Genomic DNA, 15,916 nt, shown 5'->3' on the forward strand with positions numbered 1-15,916 from the left:
GGTGAAGGCTGATGCTCCGGTACTTTGTCTACACATTCGCCGCCATATGGTTCATCCACGCGTTCTGGCCATCGGTCGCCCATGCGCAGCAACAGCCGCGCCCTGTCAGCCAATGCCAGGCGATCGCCGAAACGCTCCCCCAGGCAACCTTTGCCAGTTTCACGCCCGCGGCTGCCACCAAGGGGCAGACGACGGCCGGCGAGGTGACGATCAGCTATCTCGGCCATTCCACCTTCCTGATCGAGACGCCCGGCGGCGTCTCGATCGCAACCGACTATAGCGGCTGGTATGCACCGTCGATGCCGCCGATGGTCGCGACCATGAACAAGGCGCATTCGAGCCACTACACGCTGACGCCGGATCCGGCGATCAAGACCGTGCTTCATGGCTGGAGCGATAGCGGCCAACCGGCGCGCCACGATCTCGTGGTCGGCGACGCCCACATCCGCAACGTGACGACCGACATCCGCGCCGGCGGCGGCGCCATGGAGCACGACGGGAACTCGATCTTCATCTTCGAGGTGGCGGATCTCTGCATCGGCCATCTGGGCCATCTGCACCATGAACTCGACGACAGCCACTACAGCCAGATTGGCCGGCTGGACGTGCTCATGGTGCCTGTCGATGGCGGCCTGACCATGGGTGCCGAGAGCATGAGCCGGGTGGTCAGCCGGCTGCGCGCCTCGCTGATCCTGCCGATGCACCGCCGTGGCCCGCCGATCGACGCCTTTCTGGACATGTTCGGCGACGACTACGATAAGCGTTACGCCGACAGCGCCAGTATCAAAGTATCCCTGCGTTCCTTGCCAAGCAAACCACTGATTTATATCCTCAAGGGCGTTTGAACATCCTGGGATCGCCCGATGAAGTTGCTCGTGGTTGGCGTATCGTTCTTTCTCTCCTTCTCGACTCTTGCCGAGGCCGGTGGCGCGCCGCCGCCGCGCATGCCGTCTCCCGAGGGGCAACAGCCGCAAAGCCAGCCGGAGACCACGGTCCGACCGGCGGGTGAGCCGGAGATCTTCGCGATGCCCTCGGGCAATATCGGCTGTATCTACACGCCGGCTGGCGGCACGTCCGTCTATCAGCCCGCCGATGGCGGTCCGGAGCTGGCCTGCGATATCGTCGCGCCGCGTTATGTCAGGGCGACCCTTGGCCGGGCGGGAGCCGCCACGCTCAATCCCGCCGTCGGCGATCCCAGCTGCTGTTCGACTGGGACTGTGCTCGACTATGGGCAAAGCTGGTCGCGAGGGCCGTTCTCCTGCGTGTCGGAACGCACTGGCCTTTCCTGCCGCCGTGACGACGGACACAGCTTCCTCTTGAGCCGCGCGCAGGTCTCGGCCAACTGAAAAACCGCCCCCCGGCTGGACGGAAAGCGGCAATAAAACTATAAGGCGCCCCATTCCATTCAAATTAATGCATGCAGAGGGTGCCATGGCTGGCCATTCACAGTTCAAGAACATCATGCACCGCAAGGGCCGTCAGGATGCGGTGCGCTCGAAAATGTTTTCCAAGCTCGCGCGCGAAATCACGGTTGCCGCCAAGTCGGGCATGCCCGATCCCGCGATGAACGCGCGCCTGCGCCTGGCGATCCAGAACGCCAAGGCGCAGTCGATGCCGAAGGACAACATCGAACGGGCGATCAAGAAGGCCTCCGGCGGCGACGCGGAGAACTACGAAGAAGTCCGCTACGAGGGTTATGGCCCGGGCGGCGTTGCCGTCATCGTCGAAGCCTTGACCGACAACCGCAACCGCACCGCCTCGAACGTGCGCTCGACCTTCACCAAGGCCGGCGGCGCGCTCGGCGAAACCGGCTCGGTTTCCTTCTCCTTCGATCGCGTCGGCGAGATCACCTACAAGCTCTCCGTCGGTGACGCCGACAAGGTGATGGATGCGGCGATCGAAGCGGGTGCCGACGACGTCACCACGGACGAGGACGGCCACACGATCATCTGCGGTTTCGAAGCGATCGGCGAAGTGTCCAAGGCGCTCGAAGACACGCTCGGCGAAGCCGAAACGGTCAAGGCGATCTGGAAGGCACAGAACACCGTTCCGGTCGATGAAGAAAAGGCGCAGTCGCTGATGAAGCTCATCGACATCCTTGAAGACGACGACGACGTCCAGAACGTCTATTCGAACTTCGAAGTCTCGGACGAGATCCTGGCGAAGCTGTCGGCCTGATTGGGACGACCATCGCTCGCAGAATTTTCACCCGCGTCCGAAAGGCCGCGGGTTTTTCTTTGGATGGCCCGATGACCTATGAATTCGCGATCTTCGATTTCGACGGCACGCTTGCCGATACGGCGGCGAGTTTCATGACGGCGTGCAACGCGGCTGCACGGCGCTACGGCTTCCGCGAACTCTCGGTCGAGGAGTTCCAGTCGTTGCGCACCATGGGCAGCCGCGAGATCATCGCGCATCTCGGCGTGCCCGTTTGGAAACTGCCGCAGATCGCCACCTTCATGCGCCGTGCTATGGCGACTGAAGCGGCAAGCGTCCGGCTGTTTCCGGGCGCCGCTGAGCTTCTCTGGAAATTGAAGGCGGCGGGCATCGGCATTGCGATCGTGAGTTCGAACGCGGAGCAGGGTATTCGCGCCGCACTCGGCGAAGCGGCAGCGACGATAGATCTCTTCGAATGCGGTGCCGCGCTTTTCGGCAAGGCACAGCACTTCAAGCGTGCGATCCGGCACTCCGGTCTCGATGCGGCTCGCATCCTGGCGATCGGCGACGAGGCGCGCGATATCGATGCGGCGCGAAAGGCGGGCGTGGCGGCCGGTGCGGTTGCCTGGGGCTATGCCGACCCGGTCTTCCTGCAAGGGCTCGGGCCGGATCGGTTCTTTGCCAATCTGGAAGAGATCGCACCCGCCTTCGGGGCGATCTGATCGGCCGGCTTTACGCCGCCTTGGCGAGATCGCGCTGGGCGTCGGCGAAGAGGCGAAGCGAATTCAGCCGCGCCTGCATGTCGAAGATCGGCATGGAGATGATCAGTTCGTCGGCCTTTGTCTGCTCGAGGAACGCCCCGATCTTGCGCCGGATCGTCTCTGGCCCTCCGACCACCGCATACATCATCGAATGGTCGACGAAGATCTTCTCGTCATAGCTCCAGAGCCCATCCATCGACTGGACCGGCGGCGGAAACTGCCCGCGCGCGTTGCGGCGCAGGGCCACGAAGGATTGCTGCATGGAGGTGAAGAGGTAGTTCGCCTCCTCGTCCGTATCGGCGGCAACTCCCATGACGCCGACCATCACCTGCGGCTTGGCAAGGGTCTCGGAGGGGGTAAAGCGCTCGCGGTAGATCTCCAGCGCCGAGAGCAGCATGTCCGGCGCGAAATGCGAGGCGAAGGCGAAGGGCAGGCCGAGCATGCCGGCGAGATGGGCGCTGAAATGGCTTGAGCCGAGCAGCCAGATCGGCACATTGGTGTCGGCGCCGGGCACGGCGATGATCTTCTGGTCCTCGGCGACGGGGCCGAGCAGTGCCTGCAGTTCGACGACGTCGTTCGGGAAGTTGTTGCCGCTCGCCTCCATGTTGCGTCGGAGGGCCTGGGCGGTGCGCATGTCGGTTCCGGGCGCACGGCCGAGGCCGAGGTCGATGCGGCCGGGGTAGAGGGCGGCGAGCGTTCCGAACTGTTCGGCGATGACAAGCGGCGAGTGGTTCGGCAGCATGATGCCGCCGGAGCCGACACGGATCGTCTTCGTCGCTGCCGCCACGTGCGAGATCACGATCGAGGTCGCCGCACTGGCGATGCCCTTCATGCCGTGATGTTCGGCCAGCCAGAAGCGGGTGTAGCCGTTCTCCTCGGCCGCCTGGGCCAGACGGCGCGAATTCTCCAGCGATTGGGCGACGCTGCCGCCTTCAGTGATCGGGGAAAGATCGAGGACGGAGAAAGTCGCCATGGCAAAGGCCTTTATTGAGAGAAATTGATGCAAGGCTATGTAAGCTCAATTTTCCTCAATCCAAGGGCGGTGCCGAAGAAAACCTGAGGCCGCGCCTCAACTGTGCGTATGTTTTTGTTTTGTTCACTTTTTGCTGGCAGCGTCCGGACTGACATCATAGGGTGAAATTCATGCAGACCACGATTCGCATCATCGGCATCGATCCGGGGCTCCGTCGTACCGGCTGGGGCATCATCGAGACGCTCGGCAATTCGTTGCGTTTCGTCGCCTCGGGCACGGTGACGTCGGATGGCGACATGGACCTCGCCTCCAGACTTTGCCAGCTGCATGACGGCCTTGCCGAGGTGGTGCACAGCTATCAGCCACACGAGGCGGCGGTGGAGCAGACCTTCGTCAACAAGGACGCGACAGCGACGCTGAAACTCGGCCAGGCGCGCGGCATCGCCATGCTGGTGCCGGCGCGCGCAGGCCTCAGGGTCGCCGAATATGCGCCGAACGCGGTCAAGAAGGCGGTGATCGGTGTCGGCCATGGCGAGAAGCAGCAGATCCACATGATGCTGAAGGTTCTGATGCCGAAGGCCGAGTTCAAGGGCAACGATGCGGCGGACGCACTAGCGATCGCTATCTGCCATGCCCACAACCGGCAATCGGTGACGAGCCGGCTTGCCGCATTGATGGCGTAGTTGCGCCCGACACGATAATTTCCGATGGTCCGATGACCATCCAGAACCCACCGCGAGAGACGCCACATGATCGGCAAATTGAAGGGTACCATCGACGAGATCGCCGAGGATCACGTCGTGCTCGATGTGCACGGCGTCGGCTACGTTGCCTTTTGTTCGGCGCGCACGCTGTCCAGGCTCGGATCGGCGGGCGAGGCGGCGGTGCTCTTCATCGAGACGTATGTGCGCGAAGACCAGTTGAAGCTGTTCGGCTTCCTGACGGCGCTGGAGCGGGAATGGTTCCGGCTGTTGCAGAGCGTGCAGGGGGTCGGCTCGAAAGTGGCGCTGGCCGTGCTTTCCACCCTGACGCCGGGGGAATTGGCCAATGCGATCGCGCTGCAGGACAAGACCTCCGTCTCCCGTGCGCCCGGTGTCGGGCCCAAGGTGGCGGTGCGCATCGTCACGGAACTGAAGAACAAGGCGCCGTCCTTCGCCGGCGAGATGTCGGCCTCGATCGGCCTCAAGCAGGAGCTTGGCGAAGGCGTCGCCTCCGCGCCGGTTTCCGATGCGGTTTCGGCGCTCACCAATCTCGGCTACTCGCGCGACCAGGCGGCCAATGCCGTTGCGGCGGCCTTGAAGAACGGCGGCGAAGGCGGCGACAGCGCCAAGCTCATTCGCCTTGGCCTGAAAGAACTGGCGCGATGAACGCTTGCCTTGGCCGGGCACAGAAGGCAGAACGCATCGTGCCCGGCATGATGACGGGTTGCAGCGCTGAGCTGCCCGACCGAATGGAACGAACGCATGACTGACGCCGCACGCCTGATAACGCCGGAAAAGCGCGGTGAAGACCTCGATGCGACCATGCGCCCGCAGACGCTGGATGACTTCACCGGCCAGGCGGAAGCGCGCGCCAACCTGAAGATCTTCATCGAGGCGGCAAAAAATCGCGGCGAGGCGCTGGACCACGTGCTCTTCGTCGGCCCTCCCGGGCTCGGCAAGACGACGCTGGCGCAGATCATGGCCAAGGAGCTCGGCGTCAATTTCCGCTCGACCTCCGGCCCTGTGATCGCCAAGGCCGGCGATCTCGCAGCCCTGCTCACCAATCTCGAAGAGCGCGACGTGCTCTTCATCGACGAAATTCACCGGCTCAATCCGGCCGTCGAGGAAATCCTCTATCCTGCGATGGAGGACTTCCAGCTCGACCTCATCATCGGCGAAGGCCCGGCGGCGCGGTCGGTGAAGATCGACCTGTCGAAGTTCACGCTGGTGGCGGCAACCACCCGCCTCGGGCTTCTGACGACGCCGCTTCGCGACCGTTTCGGCATTCCGGTGCGGCTCAATTTCTACACGGTCGAAGAGCTGGAATCGATCGTCCGGCGTGGCGCCCGGCTGATGGGCCTCGGCATGACCGACGACGGCGCCCGCGAGATCGCCCGCCGCGCCCGCGGTACGCCGCGCATCGCCGGCCGACTGTTGCGCCGGGTGCGCGACTTCGCCGAAGTGGCGCGTGCCGAAGCCGTGACCAAGGAGCTCGCGGACGAGGCGCTGACGCGGCTGCTCGTCGACAATATGGGCCTCGACCAGCTCGACCGGCGCTACCTCTTCATGATCGCGCAGAACTTCGGCGGCGGTCCCGTCGGCATCGAAACCATCGCTGCGGGCCTTTCGGAGCCGCGTGATGCGATCGAAGACATCATCGAGCCCTATCTGATCCAGCAGGGCTTCATCCAACGCACGCCGCGCGGCCGTATTTTGACCGCCAATGCCTGGAAACATATCGGCCTTAATCCCCCCAAGGAGATGGAGGCGACCCAGTTTCGCCTGACATTAGAGGACGACGACTAGATGATCAGCCGCCGCGGATTGTTGAAACTGATCGGCGGCGGTGTCGTCAGCATGGCGGCACTGGGCGGCTACGCCTTTGCCGTCGAACCTCTGGCCCGGCTGAACGTCACCCGATACAAATTGACGCCACCCAATTGGACACCGGGCCTCAAGCTGCGCGCCGTCGTGCTCACCGACATCCACGCGTGCGAGCCCTGGATGCCGGCAAGGCGTATCGCTTCGATCTGCCGGCAGGCCAACAGCCTTGGCGGCGATATCACGCTGCTGCTCGGCGACTATGTGGCCGGCATGAACCTCGTCACCAGCTATGTGCATTCCAGCGAATGGTCGAAGGCGCTGGCCACACTCGAGGCGCCGCTCGGTGTCCACGCGGTCATGGGCAATCATGACTGGTGGGAAGACCGGACCGCGCAGAAGAACGGCGGTGGGCCGACCTTCGGGCACAAGGCGCTGCAGGACGTCGGCATCAACGTCTATAGCAACCGGGCGGTGAGACTGGAGAAGGAGGGACAGGGCTTCTGGATCGCTGGCCTCGAAGATCAGCTTGCCTTGGTGCCCGGCAAGAAGTGGCAACGCAAGCGCATGAGCGGTCTCGACGATCTCGACGGTACGCTCGCCCAGGTGAGCGATACCGATCCGGTCATCCTCATGGCGCATGAGCCGGATGTCTTCCCGCGTGTTCCGTCGCGTGTCGCGCTGACACTGTCAGGCCATACCCATGGCGGCCAGGTGCGGTTTCTCGGCTATGCGCCGGTCGTGCCCTCGCGTTTCGGCGAGCGTTACGCCTATGGCCATGTGACCGAGAACGATTGCAATCTGATCGTTTCCGGCGGTCTCGGCTGCTCGCTTGCGCCGGTTCGCTTCGGCATGCCGCCGGAGATCGTGGTGATCGATCTCGGCTGAGCGACAAATTCCGGGTTCGTCCGGTCTTGCGCTGAAAGAGCCTGGCATCAAGACGACGCCAGGCCTGTTTGCTTCCGCCCGCCCGCTCTGTTGAGCCGAGCAGGGCGCCCGTTTGTCACGGTGCGTCAGGCGGCCCTGATGGCTCCGCTTCGCACTGCGCCCCGCAGGCCGGACGCCACCTCATAGGTGTCGGTGACCAGCAGCAGGCCGTCCGCGCACTGGTACCATTCCCCCTCGCTCATGCTCTTTACCGACGCACTGAGTGTTGCCAGTTCAACAGAGCCGGGCGGTGTGCTGATGATGCGTTCGGCGATCCAGCTATCGAGCCAGGCCTGGTTTGCCGGCGAAACGGCCTCGAGCGCGATTTGCGGGTGCTGGTCGAAGTAGGTCTGGACGGCCAGGTTGGTTGGCGCGATGACGATCTGGTCAAGATTGCTGTCGCCGAGCGCATCGATCACACGAGAGTTTTCCAGCGCTGCCAGGAAGGTGTCGGTCTTGCCGTCCCGACCGGTCGAAGAGGCGAGGGAGCGCAATGTCTCCAGTATCGTCGGCAGCGGCGGAATAACCTCGATGTCGCTGGTGCCCGTCCTGGTAAGGGACTGGTAGACGAGATCGATCTCGGGCGTGAACGACCGCTTGCGAATGCCGCGCGTCCAATTGAACTCGAAGTCCACTTCGAAGCGCCCTTTGAAGTTGGGCGTCGCGCCTTGCGGGACCTCGATGATCGCGGCCGCATTCCAGATGTAACCGGCATAGGATGGGCGACCGGGATTTGCCGGCACTCCCGCCGAAACCCAGCCGACATGGGGCAATCTCGCCTGCCACTCGATCGATTGCGTTGCGGGGCGTGCCGCAAACGAAACCTCGGAGGCCGTGAAGCTGACACCGACATTGGCGCTGAGCGAGGCGCCGCCCTTCGGGCCTTCCTTGCTGTATTCGGCGCTGAGCTCGCCGCCGATCGAGAAACTGATCGTCGCTTGCTCGACGGTGCTGTTCGGCCCGAACGTTACGAGCCGCGCCTGCTGCGAGTTCGTCTCGAGGCGCAGCTTCATGTGATTGGCGTAAAAGCCGACCGATACCCAGTTGGACGACGGAGTGGACGGCGAACCCTGGATGCCGTGATAGACATCCCCGACGACGAGGTAGTAGTCGCGCGTCAGATTCTGGTTGCCGCGCATCAGCTTGTAGACCGAAAGCAAGGCGTTTGCAGTCAAGGTTTGCGATGAGGTCTTGACCGTGCCCCAGCCGAAATCCTTGCCGCCATTCGTTTTCCATTCACCGTTCAAAGTGCCGACAAGCTTCCAGACTTCAGGATTCAACGTCTCGATAGGCATGATTGATTTCCTTCGAAGCGCCGTCGATCGACGGGAGGGTTGAGCTTTTGCACGGACCGGAACCGTTCCGCGCAGCCAACATAGCTCGGATTTTCGGCGGCAACCTGGGGTATTAAATTGTAAATTAATACTCCTTAAAGGAGTCCTTGATCGACACAGAACGGCTCTACGCAGCGTCTCAGCCGAGCAGCTTTTCGATCGTATCGTGCAGCCGCGGGAGCCCGCCCGGCGTCCAGCCGAGCGCGCGCAGACGGCCACAGTCCATCGCGTTGAATTCGGTCAATGCGGCCGGTTCGGGCAGGTCGTTCATACAACCGGTGATTTGGCGAACGATTTCCAGAATGATGCTGTTGTCGACGAGGATATCGGAGACGTTGAAGACCGAAACCGGTGAGCGGCGCGTTTCCGCTTCGAGCACGAGGCGCACGGCGGCTGCGACATCGTCGCCATGCACTTCCGTGCCGGCCCGCGGTGCAACCGGGCGGCCTTGCAGATAGTCGTCGAACAGGGCCTGCCATTTGTGCGACGCCCCGTTGCCCGGTGCTCCGTAGACGCCGGTGACGCGTAGGCTTGCTGTCCTGAAGTCGTCCGTGCCCAGCAGTTCTAGTTGCCGCTCCGCCGCAAGCTTGAGCGCGCCATAGAGGCTCTCGGGATGGCAGGTCGATCCCTCCGACAGCACGGCGCCTGCTGGGTGCGTTCCGTAGACGGCGCGGCTCGACAGGAAGATGCAGCGACCTACGCCCTGTTCGCGTGCCGTTCCGAAAAGCCGGACCGAACCATCGAGATTGGCGCGGCGGAAGCTCTCGGGATCATCGCCTTCGCCGCCTCGATATCGGCCAGGGATGTGCTGGAAGGCGGCATGGACGAAACACTGGACATTGCCAAAGGCCGCGCTGTGATCGCTCGTCGGATCGAGCGACAGGGGCACGAAACCAACAGGCCCGCTGAAGAAGGTGTTTGGGGCCCGCGTGCGACCGCCGATCACAACCTCGTACCCCGCCTGCAGCAGATGCTCGACGATGAAGCGGCCGACGAAGCCCGTGCCGCCGGAGACAAGCACCCGGGTCATCGGCGGACCGGGTTGGTGAGCGATGCGATGTCCGGAATATCCTCTCCTGTCAGGTAGCCATGCCAGAGATCGATAAGCGGCTGCAGGGCCTCCCGGCGCGGATGATCCGTCTCCCAGGGCTTTTCATACTGGTAGTGCAGCACGCCGATTGAGCCCCAGTCCCAGAGTTCGGGCAGGTTGAACCAGACATATTGCAGCATGTTCATCGTCACTGGCAGACCGTGCCAGTCCGGGAAGAAGGCTTGCAGGAAGGTCTGGTCGGTGCGCGGCCAGAAGGCGTCCGGCGCATCAAGCTGGGTGATCATCCTGTCGAAGGTCGCCATTGACGGTTCGGCGACGAAGACGCCGGAATTCAGCCGATGAAAGTCCGCAAGGCTTTCGTAGACATTGGGGGCAGCGGAGAATTCCGGATAGGCAAACAGCCGGTCGATGTTCCGGAGCACGACCGCATCGGCGTCGATGAAGACGCAGCGCCGATATTCGGTAAGCTGCCAGAGCCGGAGCTTGCAGAAGTTGTCGAGCGGCGAGTGGAAGTCGGGCTTTCGGCCTTTCGTGAAGGGCGCCTTATCATGCACGTTCCGGCGCTGGTGGCGCGCGTTGAAGGCGTCGGAAAGCGGCAGAAGGTCGGTCTCCACCAGCCGGCAGCCGAATTCGGCAAGCGGCGCCATTGCATCGACAGAAACGCCGCCCGTGTGCAGCACGACGATATCGGCCTTCGTGCCCGTGCGTGTTATGGAGCGCGCCAGTGCGCGGGCGCCAAGCGCATAATCGGCATTGGTGACGAGCGTCACATAGGCATGGTCGGCTTGGGGAGGCGAGGAGGGGCGGAGCCCCTCCGAAGGATCGTTCGATGTCATGAAACGGATTTCAGCCGCTTGCCCTCTGGGTCGTGGTTGATCAGCGGCGCGATGTCCTTGGTCCAGGCGGAGACGGCGGGCACGCGCGTTCTGTCGACACGATAGGCGAATTTCTTGGCGACATCGACGATTTCCGAAAGCAATCCGTCCTGCAGCCGCGTCGGGTTGAGACCGAGGCTCAGGAATTTCTCGTTGTGCACGACGAGTTCGTTCTCGGCAGCTTCCTTGCGCGGGTTCGGCAACCGGGCGATCTCGGCCCCCGATATCGAGGCGATCATTTCGGCGAGATCGCGCACCCGGTGGGTCTCGGTCATCTGGTTGAAGATCTCGACACGGCTGCCGCGCGCCGGTGGGTTCGTGAGCGCCAGCTCGATGCATCGCACCGAATCCTGGATGTGAATGAAGGCGCGGGTCTGGCCGCCGGTGCCGTGCACGGTCAGCGGATAACCGATTGCCGCCTGGATGAGGAAACGATTGAGCACGGTGCCATAGTCGCCGTCATAGTCGAAGCGGTTGATGAGCTGGGCGTGGCGGCGCGTCTGCTCGGTATGCGTACCCCAGACGATGCCCTGGTGCAGGTCGGTGATCCGAAGCCCGTCGTTCTTGGCATAGAACTGGAAGAGCAACTGATCCAGGCACTTGGTCATGTGGTAGATCGAGCCGGGATTGGAGGGGTAGAGGATCTCCTGGCTGACGGTCTCGCCGCCCATCGTTTCGATGCCGACAGGCAGATAGCCCTCGGGGATCGCCGCGCCGATGGTGGAGTAGCCGTAGACGCCCATGGTGCCGAGATGCACGAGGTGGGCGTCGAGGCTGAGTTCGACCAGCGCGTTCAGAAGATTGTGCGTGGCGTTGACGTTGTTGTTGACCGTGTAGTTCTTGTGGCGGTCGCTCTTCATCGAATAGGGCGCGGCACGCTGTTCGGCAAAATGCACGATGGCGTCAGGGCGATGGTCGGCGAGCCAGTTCTTCAGGAGTTCGTAGTCGCGGGCGAGATCGATCAGGTTGAAATGGATGCGCCGGCCGGTTTCGGCATGCCAGATACGCGTGCGTTCCTGGATCGAATCCATCGGCGTCAGCGATTGTACGCCCAGTTCCGTGTCGATCCAGCGGCGGGAGAGATTGTCGAGGATATGAACGTCGTGACCGGCATCGGACAAATGAAGGGCCGTGGGCCAACCGACGAAACCGTCGCCGCCGAGAATCGCAATCTTCATGCACGTTCTCCTGATCGCAAAGGAAGTCCGTCACGTGATAGGATAGGATTGTGACAAGGCTGCAATGCTTGCAAACGGCTTTTTGTTCCTGCACAGGAAACGGGAAATTCTTTCGGAGAAAAGTATGTCCCTGATTTCGCTCGCAGGCGAACTGACCGAAAACGGCCATCAGCTGATCCAGCGCGTCTATTACGAAGACACCGACTTTTCCGGCGTCGTCTATCACGCCCGCTACCTGCATTTCATGGAGCGCGCCCGCACCGATTTCCTGCGGCTGCTCGGCGTCGAGCAGGCAACGCTGGCGATCGAGGGCGACAGCGAAGGCCTCGTCTTCGTCGTCCATCGCATGGAGATCGACTTCAAGCTGCCGGCGCGCATGGATGACATCCTGACGATTACCACCGTCACCGAGAAGGCCGGCGGCGCCAAGATGGTGCTGCAGCAGGAGATCCGCCGCGGCGAGCAGTTGCTGATCGCCGCCAAGGTGATCATCGCCGTGATCAACGGCCAGGGTCGGCCACGGCGGCTGCCCGAGGCGCTCGCCTACAAATTCCATCATGCGAAGGAGAGCGCGGGCTAGGGCTCTCCTTCAGTCGAACGGAGACACGGCGCCCCTTCCAGGGGCGTTTTTCGTTGGTGGACGCGCGTTTTCACTGCATTCGATTCAGTGCATTGACAATAATACGTACGTACGTATTATTTCGCCATGTCCAGAAAATCGATACGCGAAAATCTTCTGAAGGCGGGCGATCAGCTCGTCTGGAACACAGGCTACGCCGGGACCGGCGTACGCGACATCGTCGAGGCTGCGGGCGCCCGTCCTGGGTCCTTCACCAATCACTTCACGTCCAAGGAAGACTTCGTCATCGAGGTGCTCGATCGCTACTTCGCCTATGTCTCGGGCCTCGTGGAAGAGGCGCTTGGCGACAGAAGCGTGCGCTCAGTCGACCGGTTGCGTCGCTACATCGACCTCATCACCGGCAAGCTGGCTGACGCCGACTACAGCCGCGGCTGCATGATCGGCAATCTCAGCCTCGAAGCCTCCTTCGACAATGAACGGCTCAGGGCACATCTGTCGAAACTCTTTGCGACCTGGCGCGGTCCCTTCGAGGCCTGCATCGCCGAAGGGCTGGAGAAGGGCGAAATCGCTCCGCTCGGCTCGGCGGCCGAGCTTGCCGACTTCCTGCTCAGCGCCTGGCAGGGGGCCATGCTGCGCATGAAGGTCGATCGCAGCCCGGCGCCGCTTGCAACGTTCAGGACGATCGTTTTTTCAACCGTGTTTGATGGAGGGAAGCATGCGTGAAGAGGCATTCGCAGCGGGCAAGTCATTCGTCGACATTTTCGGATCGTCGATGGCCTATATCGAAAAAGGCACGGGACCGACGGTCCTGTTTCTCCACGGCAACCCGACGTCGTCCTATATCTGGCGGAACATCTTGCCGCATGTGACACCGGTCGGGCGCTGCGTTGCACCGGATCTGATCGGCTATGGCCAATCCGACAAGCCCGACATCGCCTACACCTTCCTCGACCAGTTCCGCTATCTCGAAGCCTTCATCGAAAAGGTCGCCCCCGGTCCACTTTTCCTGGTCGCGCAGGATTGGGGAACAGCGCTTGCCTTCCACTTTGCCGCACTCAATCGGGAGAAGGTGCTCGGCCTCGCCTTCATGGAATATATCCGGCCGGCTGAAACTTATGAGGCGTTTCATCAAAAGCCGCAGGCCCGCGAACTGTTCAGGGCGTTCCGAACTGAAGGCGTCGGCGAGCGGCTGATCCTGGAGGAAAACGTCTTCATCGAACGGGTCGTACCGAACGCGATCCTGCGTCAACTGAACGACGAGGAAATGGCTGCTTATCGGGCACCGTTTCCGAATCCATCTTCCCGCCGCCCCGTGCTGCGCCTGCCGCGTGAACTGCCGATCGAGGGCGCGCCTTCTGAGTTCTACGCTACCAGTACGGCAGATCACGCCACGCTTCGCGCCTCAGGATATCCCAAGCTATTGTTCTCGGGCGACCCTGGTGCGCTCATCTCGCCGGCGGAGGCGGAAGCTTATGCCGACGAGCTTGCGAATTGCCGCCTGGTGAAACTCGGCGCGGGCGCGCACTACCTGCAGGAGGATCATCCGCACGCGATCGGGACGGCATTACGCTCGTGGATCGAGGGATTGCGCGGGGCGTCGGCGGCCTAGTCAGCCTCGTTCACGCCGATTTTGCCCAGGATCGTCTTGGTCAGGGATTGCCTGATCTTGGACACATCCTGCCAGGGGTCTGCGCCATTTTCGATCCGCTCGAGGATGTCCGGGATGTGGAAGCTGTTGGCCGACTTGAGATCGGCAAGTTCTTCCCAGTTGATGGGCGTCGCCACCGGTCCGTCAGCGCGCGCCCGGGTCGAGTAGGGGGCAATGGCGATCGCGCCGCGCTCATTTCTCAGCCAGTCGATGAAGATGCGTCCTTTGCGCTTTTCCTTCGACATGGTGGCGATGAACCGGTCCGGTTCGCGATCGGCGAAACCTTGCGCAAAGGTCTTGGCGAAGGCCTTGGCTTCCGGCCAGCTGGCGCGGGCCGTCAGCGGCACGATGACGTGGACGCCCTTACCGCCCGTGACCATCGGAACCGATTTCAGCCCGATCTCGTCGAGCGCATCGCGCAAGGCCACGGCCGCACCCTTGACCATCTCGAAGTCGAGACCCTCGTCAGGATCAAGGTCGAAGACGAGTCGATCGGGGATCTCCAGCTTGTCGACATGCGATCCCCAGATATGGAACTCCAGCGTGCCCATCTGGACCGCAGCGACCAACCCCTTGGCGTCGCGCACATACATGTAGTTTTCCGTTTCGCCGGAGCTTTCCTCGACGGGGACTTCCTTGATCTCGTCGGGAAAACCGTCGCTCGCATGTTTCTGGTAGAAGCGCGGACCCTTCACGCCCTGCGGCGCACGCACGAGCGACAGGAGACGCTCGGCCGCATGGGGCAATATGCGATCGGCGACGACGGCGTAGTAGCGGGCGAGATCGAGCTTGCTGATGCCCTGGTCGGCAAACAGGACGCGATCCGGATGGGTGATGCGCACCCCAAGCACGGTTTCGTCCGACATGACTTGCTTCGCCTTTGCCGGCTTTGCTGCTCTGTCCTTGGGCTTCGTTGCGGTTTTGGATGTTTTGACTGTCACGGCCTTCGCCTCCTTGTCCTCCCCCTTGGAGGTCCAGACATGCTTCTTGCGTTCGCCCTTCCCATCGGCAATCTCGGCCATGGTGCGGCCGGTGCTGACGCTCGTCAGATGGTCCTCCAGCAGAACGTCGCCATCCTCGGCTGCAATTTCGTCACCCTCCTTGATCAGCAGCCAGTTCTCGCGCTTTTCACCGGGGCGTGACCGCATCCGCACCAATGCCCACCCGCCTTGCATCCGCTGACCGTGAAGATGGAATGTCAGCTTGCCGTCGCGCAAGCCCTCGTCCGGATCGTTTTCCGGCTCCCACCAGCCGCTGTCCCATAACATGACGGTGCCGCCGCCATATTGCTTTTCGGGGATTGTTCCTTCGAAATCGCCATAGGCCAGCGGATGATCCTCGGTTCTCACGGCAAGTCGTTTGTCTTCCGGATTGAGGCTTGGTCCGCGGGTGACCGCCCAGCTCTTCAAGACACCGTCCCATTCCAGCCGCAAGTCGTAGTGGAGCCGGGTGGCGTCATGCTTCTGCACGAGAAAGCGCATGCGGCCGGACCGGCCGCGACCAAGCTTGCCCTTTGGTTCGCGCGTCACGCCGAAGTTGCGGCGTTTGTTGTATTCGGCAAGCGGGCTGCGAAGGGACGCCATCACCCGCCTCCACGGAGACCCCGGACGGTCGGCGCGTCCTTAGCCAGAATTGCGGACCGGGCCGCATCGCGGGCGAGGACCCGTTCGATGCGAACAATGTCCTCCTCGGTCACCACGGGAACCGGATCGGAGATGATGGCCTGGAGGATTTCCAGCGATACGACGCCGTGGGCGAGTGCGTCCTCCAGGGCGGCGCGGGTTTCCCGCTCGGCCTTGAGCTCGGCGTAAAGGGCGAGGATCAATCGGTCCCGGGGATCAAGATCCGGTGAGGACTCTCCTTCGCTTCGTTGTCTTGTCGTTCGGTGGGCCATCCCTAGGAACGTACTC

Annotated in this window: 18 protein-coding genes; 11 read left to right on the plus strand and 7 right to left on the minus strand. The window is 62.6% G+C overall.

Annotated elements, in window-relative coordinates; all coding sequences use genetic code 11:
- Positions 1-8 precede the first annotated feature (8 nt).
- The 4 genes from OVA00_RS22305 (at position 9) to OVA00_RS22320 (ending at position 2,879) form a co-directional block, all read left to right on the plus strand.
- The gene (locus tag OVA00_RS22305) at positions 9-845 is read left to right on the plus strand and encodes an MBL fold metallo-hydrolase (protein WP_090299742.1); all 837 of its coding nucleotides are present in this window, start codon (positions 9-11) and stop codon (positions 843-845) included.
- A gap of 18 nt (positions 846-863) precedes the next feature.
- On the plus strand, positions 864-1,346 hold the full coding sequence (locus OVA00_RS22310; RefSeq protein WP_268089627.1) for a hypothetical protein: 483 nt from the start codon (positions 864-866) through the stop codon (positions 1,344-1,346).
- A gap of 85 nt (positions 1,347-1,431) precedes the next feature.
- Positions 1,432-2,178 carry a YebC/PmpR family DNA-binding transcriptional regulator gene (locus OVA00_RS22315; RefSeq protein ID WP_043625539.1) on the plus strand — a complete coding sequence of 249 codons (747 nt, stop codon included), beginning with the start codon at positions 1,432-1,434 and terminating at the stop codon, positions 2,176-2,178.
- A gap of 71 nt (positions 2,179-2,249) precedes the next feature.
- Positions 2,250-2,879, plus strand: coding sequence for an HAD hydrolase-like protein (locus OVA00_RS22320; protein ID WP_034806206.1), 630 nt, complete (start codon positions 2,250-2,252; stop codon positions 2,877-2,879).
- 10 nt (positions 2,880-2,889) lie between these two features.
- Here the strand turns inward: OVA00_RS22320 and OVA00_RS22325 are convergent, their stop codons facing one another.
- Positions 2,890-3,891 (minus strand): LLM class flavin-dependent oxidoreductase, encoded by a 1,002-nt coding sequence (locus OVA00_RS22325; RefSeq protein ID WP_060518594.1) that lies wholly within the window; start codon positions 3,889-3,891, stop codon positions 2,890-2,892.
- Positions 3,892-4,061: 170 nt separating this feature from the next.
- Between OVA00_RS22325 and ruvC the strand changes: the two genes are divergently transcribed.
- The 4 genes from ruvC to OVA00_RS22345 all read left to right on the plus strand — a co-directional run bounded on the left by ruvC (position 4,062) and on the right by OVA00_RS22345 (position 7,301).
- Positions 4,062-4,574 (plus strand): crossover junction endodeoxyribonuclease RuvC, encoded by a 513-nt coding sequence (gene ruvC / locus OVA00_RS22330; RefSeq protein WP_034806209.1) that lies wholly within the window; start codon positions 4,062-4,064, stop codon positions 4,572-4,574.
- Positions 4,575-4,640: 66 nt separating this feature from the next.
- Positions 4,641-5,258 carry a Holliday junction branch migration protein RuvA gene (ruvA, locus tag OVA00_RS22335; RefSeq protein WP_034806211.1) on the plus strand — a complete coding sequence of 206 codons (618 nt, stop codon included), beginning with the start codon at positions 4,641-4,643 and terminating at the stop codon, positions 5,256-5,258.
- Between the two features lie 96 nt (positions 5,259-5,354).
- A complete protein-coding gene (ruvB, locus tag OVA00_RS22340; RefSeq protein WP_034806214.1) occupies positions 5,355-6,398 on the plus strand; it encodes a Holliday junction branch migration DNA helicase RuvB in 1,044 nt (347 codons plus the stop codon).
- Positions 6,399-7,301, plus strand: coding sequence for a metallophosphoesterase (locus OVA00_RS22345; protein WP_268089628.1), 903 nt, complete (start codon positions 6,399-6,401; stop codon positions 7,299-7,301).
- A gap of 125 nt (positions 7,302-7,426) precedes the next feature.
- Here the strand turns inward: OVA00_RS22345 and OVA00_RS22350 are convergent, their stop codons facing one another.
- The 4 genes from OVA00_RS22350 to OVA00_RS22365 all read right to left on the minus strand — a co-directional run bounded on the left by OVA00_RS22350 (position 7,427) and on the right by OVA00_RS22365 (position 11,778).
- Complete coding sequence (locus tag OVA00_RS22350) at positions 7,427-8,635, minus strand: hypothetical protein (RefSeq protein WP_268089629.1); 1,209 nt, start codon at positions 8,633-8,635, stop codon at positions 7,427-7,429.
- Positions 8,636-8,813: 178 nt separating this feature from the next.
- Positions 8,814-9,704, minus strand: a complete 891-nt coding sequence (locus OVA00_RS22355; protein ID WP_268089630.1) for an NAD-dependent epimerase/dehydratase family protein — start codon at positions 9,702-9,704, stop codon at positions 8,814-8,816.
- Positions 9,701-10,561: a glycosyltransferase gene (locus OVA00_RS22360; RefSeq protein ID WP_113187377.1), complete on the minus strand. Its 861-nt coding sequence runs from the start codon at positions 10,559-10,561 to the stop codon at positions 9,701-9,703. The genes OVA00_RS22355 and OVA00_RS22360 overlap by 4 nt, the downstream gene beginning before the upstream one ends.
- Positions 10,558-11,778: an NAD-dependent epimerase/dehydratase family protein gene (locus tag OVA00_RS22365; RefSeq protein ID WP_034806229.1), complete on the minus strand. Its 1,221-nt coding sequence runs from the start codon at positions 11,776-11,778 to the stop codon at positions 10,558-10,560. The genes OVA00_RS22360 and OVA00_RS22365 overlap by 4 nt, the downstream gene beginning before the upstream one ends.
- A 124-nt stretch (positions 11,779-11,902) precedes the next feature.
- On the opposite strand from OVA00_RS22365, the gene ybgC reads away from it, so the two are divergent.
- From ybgC to OVA00_RS22380, 3 genes are all read left to right on the plus strand, one after another.
- Positions 11,903-12,358 carry a tol-pal system-associated acyl-CoA thioesterase gene (ybgC, locus tag OVA00_RS22370; protein ID WP_034806232.1) on the plus strand — a complete coding sequence of 152 codons (456 nt, stop codon included), beginning with the start codon at positions 11,903-11,905 and terminating at the stop codon, positions 12,356-12,358.
- 126 nt (positions 12,359-12,484) lie between these two features.
- Positions 12,485-13,081, plus strand: coding sequence for a TetR/AcrR family transcriptional regulator (locus OVA00_RS22375; protein ID WP_034806234.1), 597 nt, complete (start codon positions 12,485-12,487; stop codon positions 13,079-13,081).
- A complete protein-coding gene (locus OVA00_RS22380) occupies positions 13,074-13,967 on the plus strand; it encodes a haloalkane dehalogenase (RefSeq protein WP_113135985.1) in 894 nt (297 codons plus the stop codon). The genes OVA00_RS22375 and OVA00_RS22380 overlap by 8 nt, the downstream gene beginning before the upstream one ends.
- On the opposite strand, the gene ligD is transcribed toward OVA00_RS22380, so the two are convergent.
- Both ligD and OVA00_RS22390 read right to left on the minus strand, forming a co-directional pair.
- Positions 13,964-15,589 carry a non-homologous end-joining DNA ligase gene (gene ligD, locus OVA00_RS22385; RefSeq protein WP_268089631.1) on the minus strand — a complete coding sequence of 542 codons (1,626 nt, stop codon included), beginning with the start codon at positions 15,587-15,589 and terminating at the stop codon, positions 13,964-13,966. The two genes, OVA00_RS22380 and ligD, sit on opposite strands and share 4 nt — an antisense overlap.
- Positions 15,589-15,900, minus strand: a complete 312-nt coding sequence (locus OVA00_RS22390; RefSeq protein ID WP_113553913.1) for a hypothetical protein — start codon at positions 15,898-15,900, stop codon at positions 15,589-15,591. The genes ligD and OVA00_RS22390 overlap by 1 nt, the downstream gene beginning before the upstream one ends.
- Between the last annotated feature and the right edge of the window lie 16 nt (positions 15,901-15,916).

The organism is Ensifer sp. SL37 (genome assembly GCF_026672675.1).
GTDB classification, from domain to species: domain Bacteria; phylum Pseudomonadota; class Alphaproteobacteria; order Rhizobiales; family Rhizobiaceae; genus Ensifer; species Ensifer adhaerens.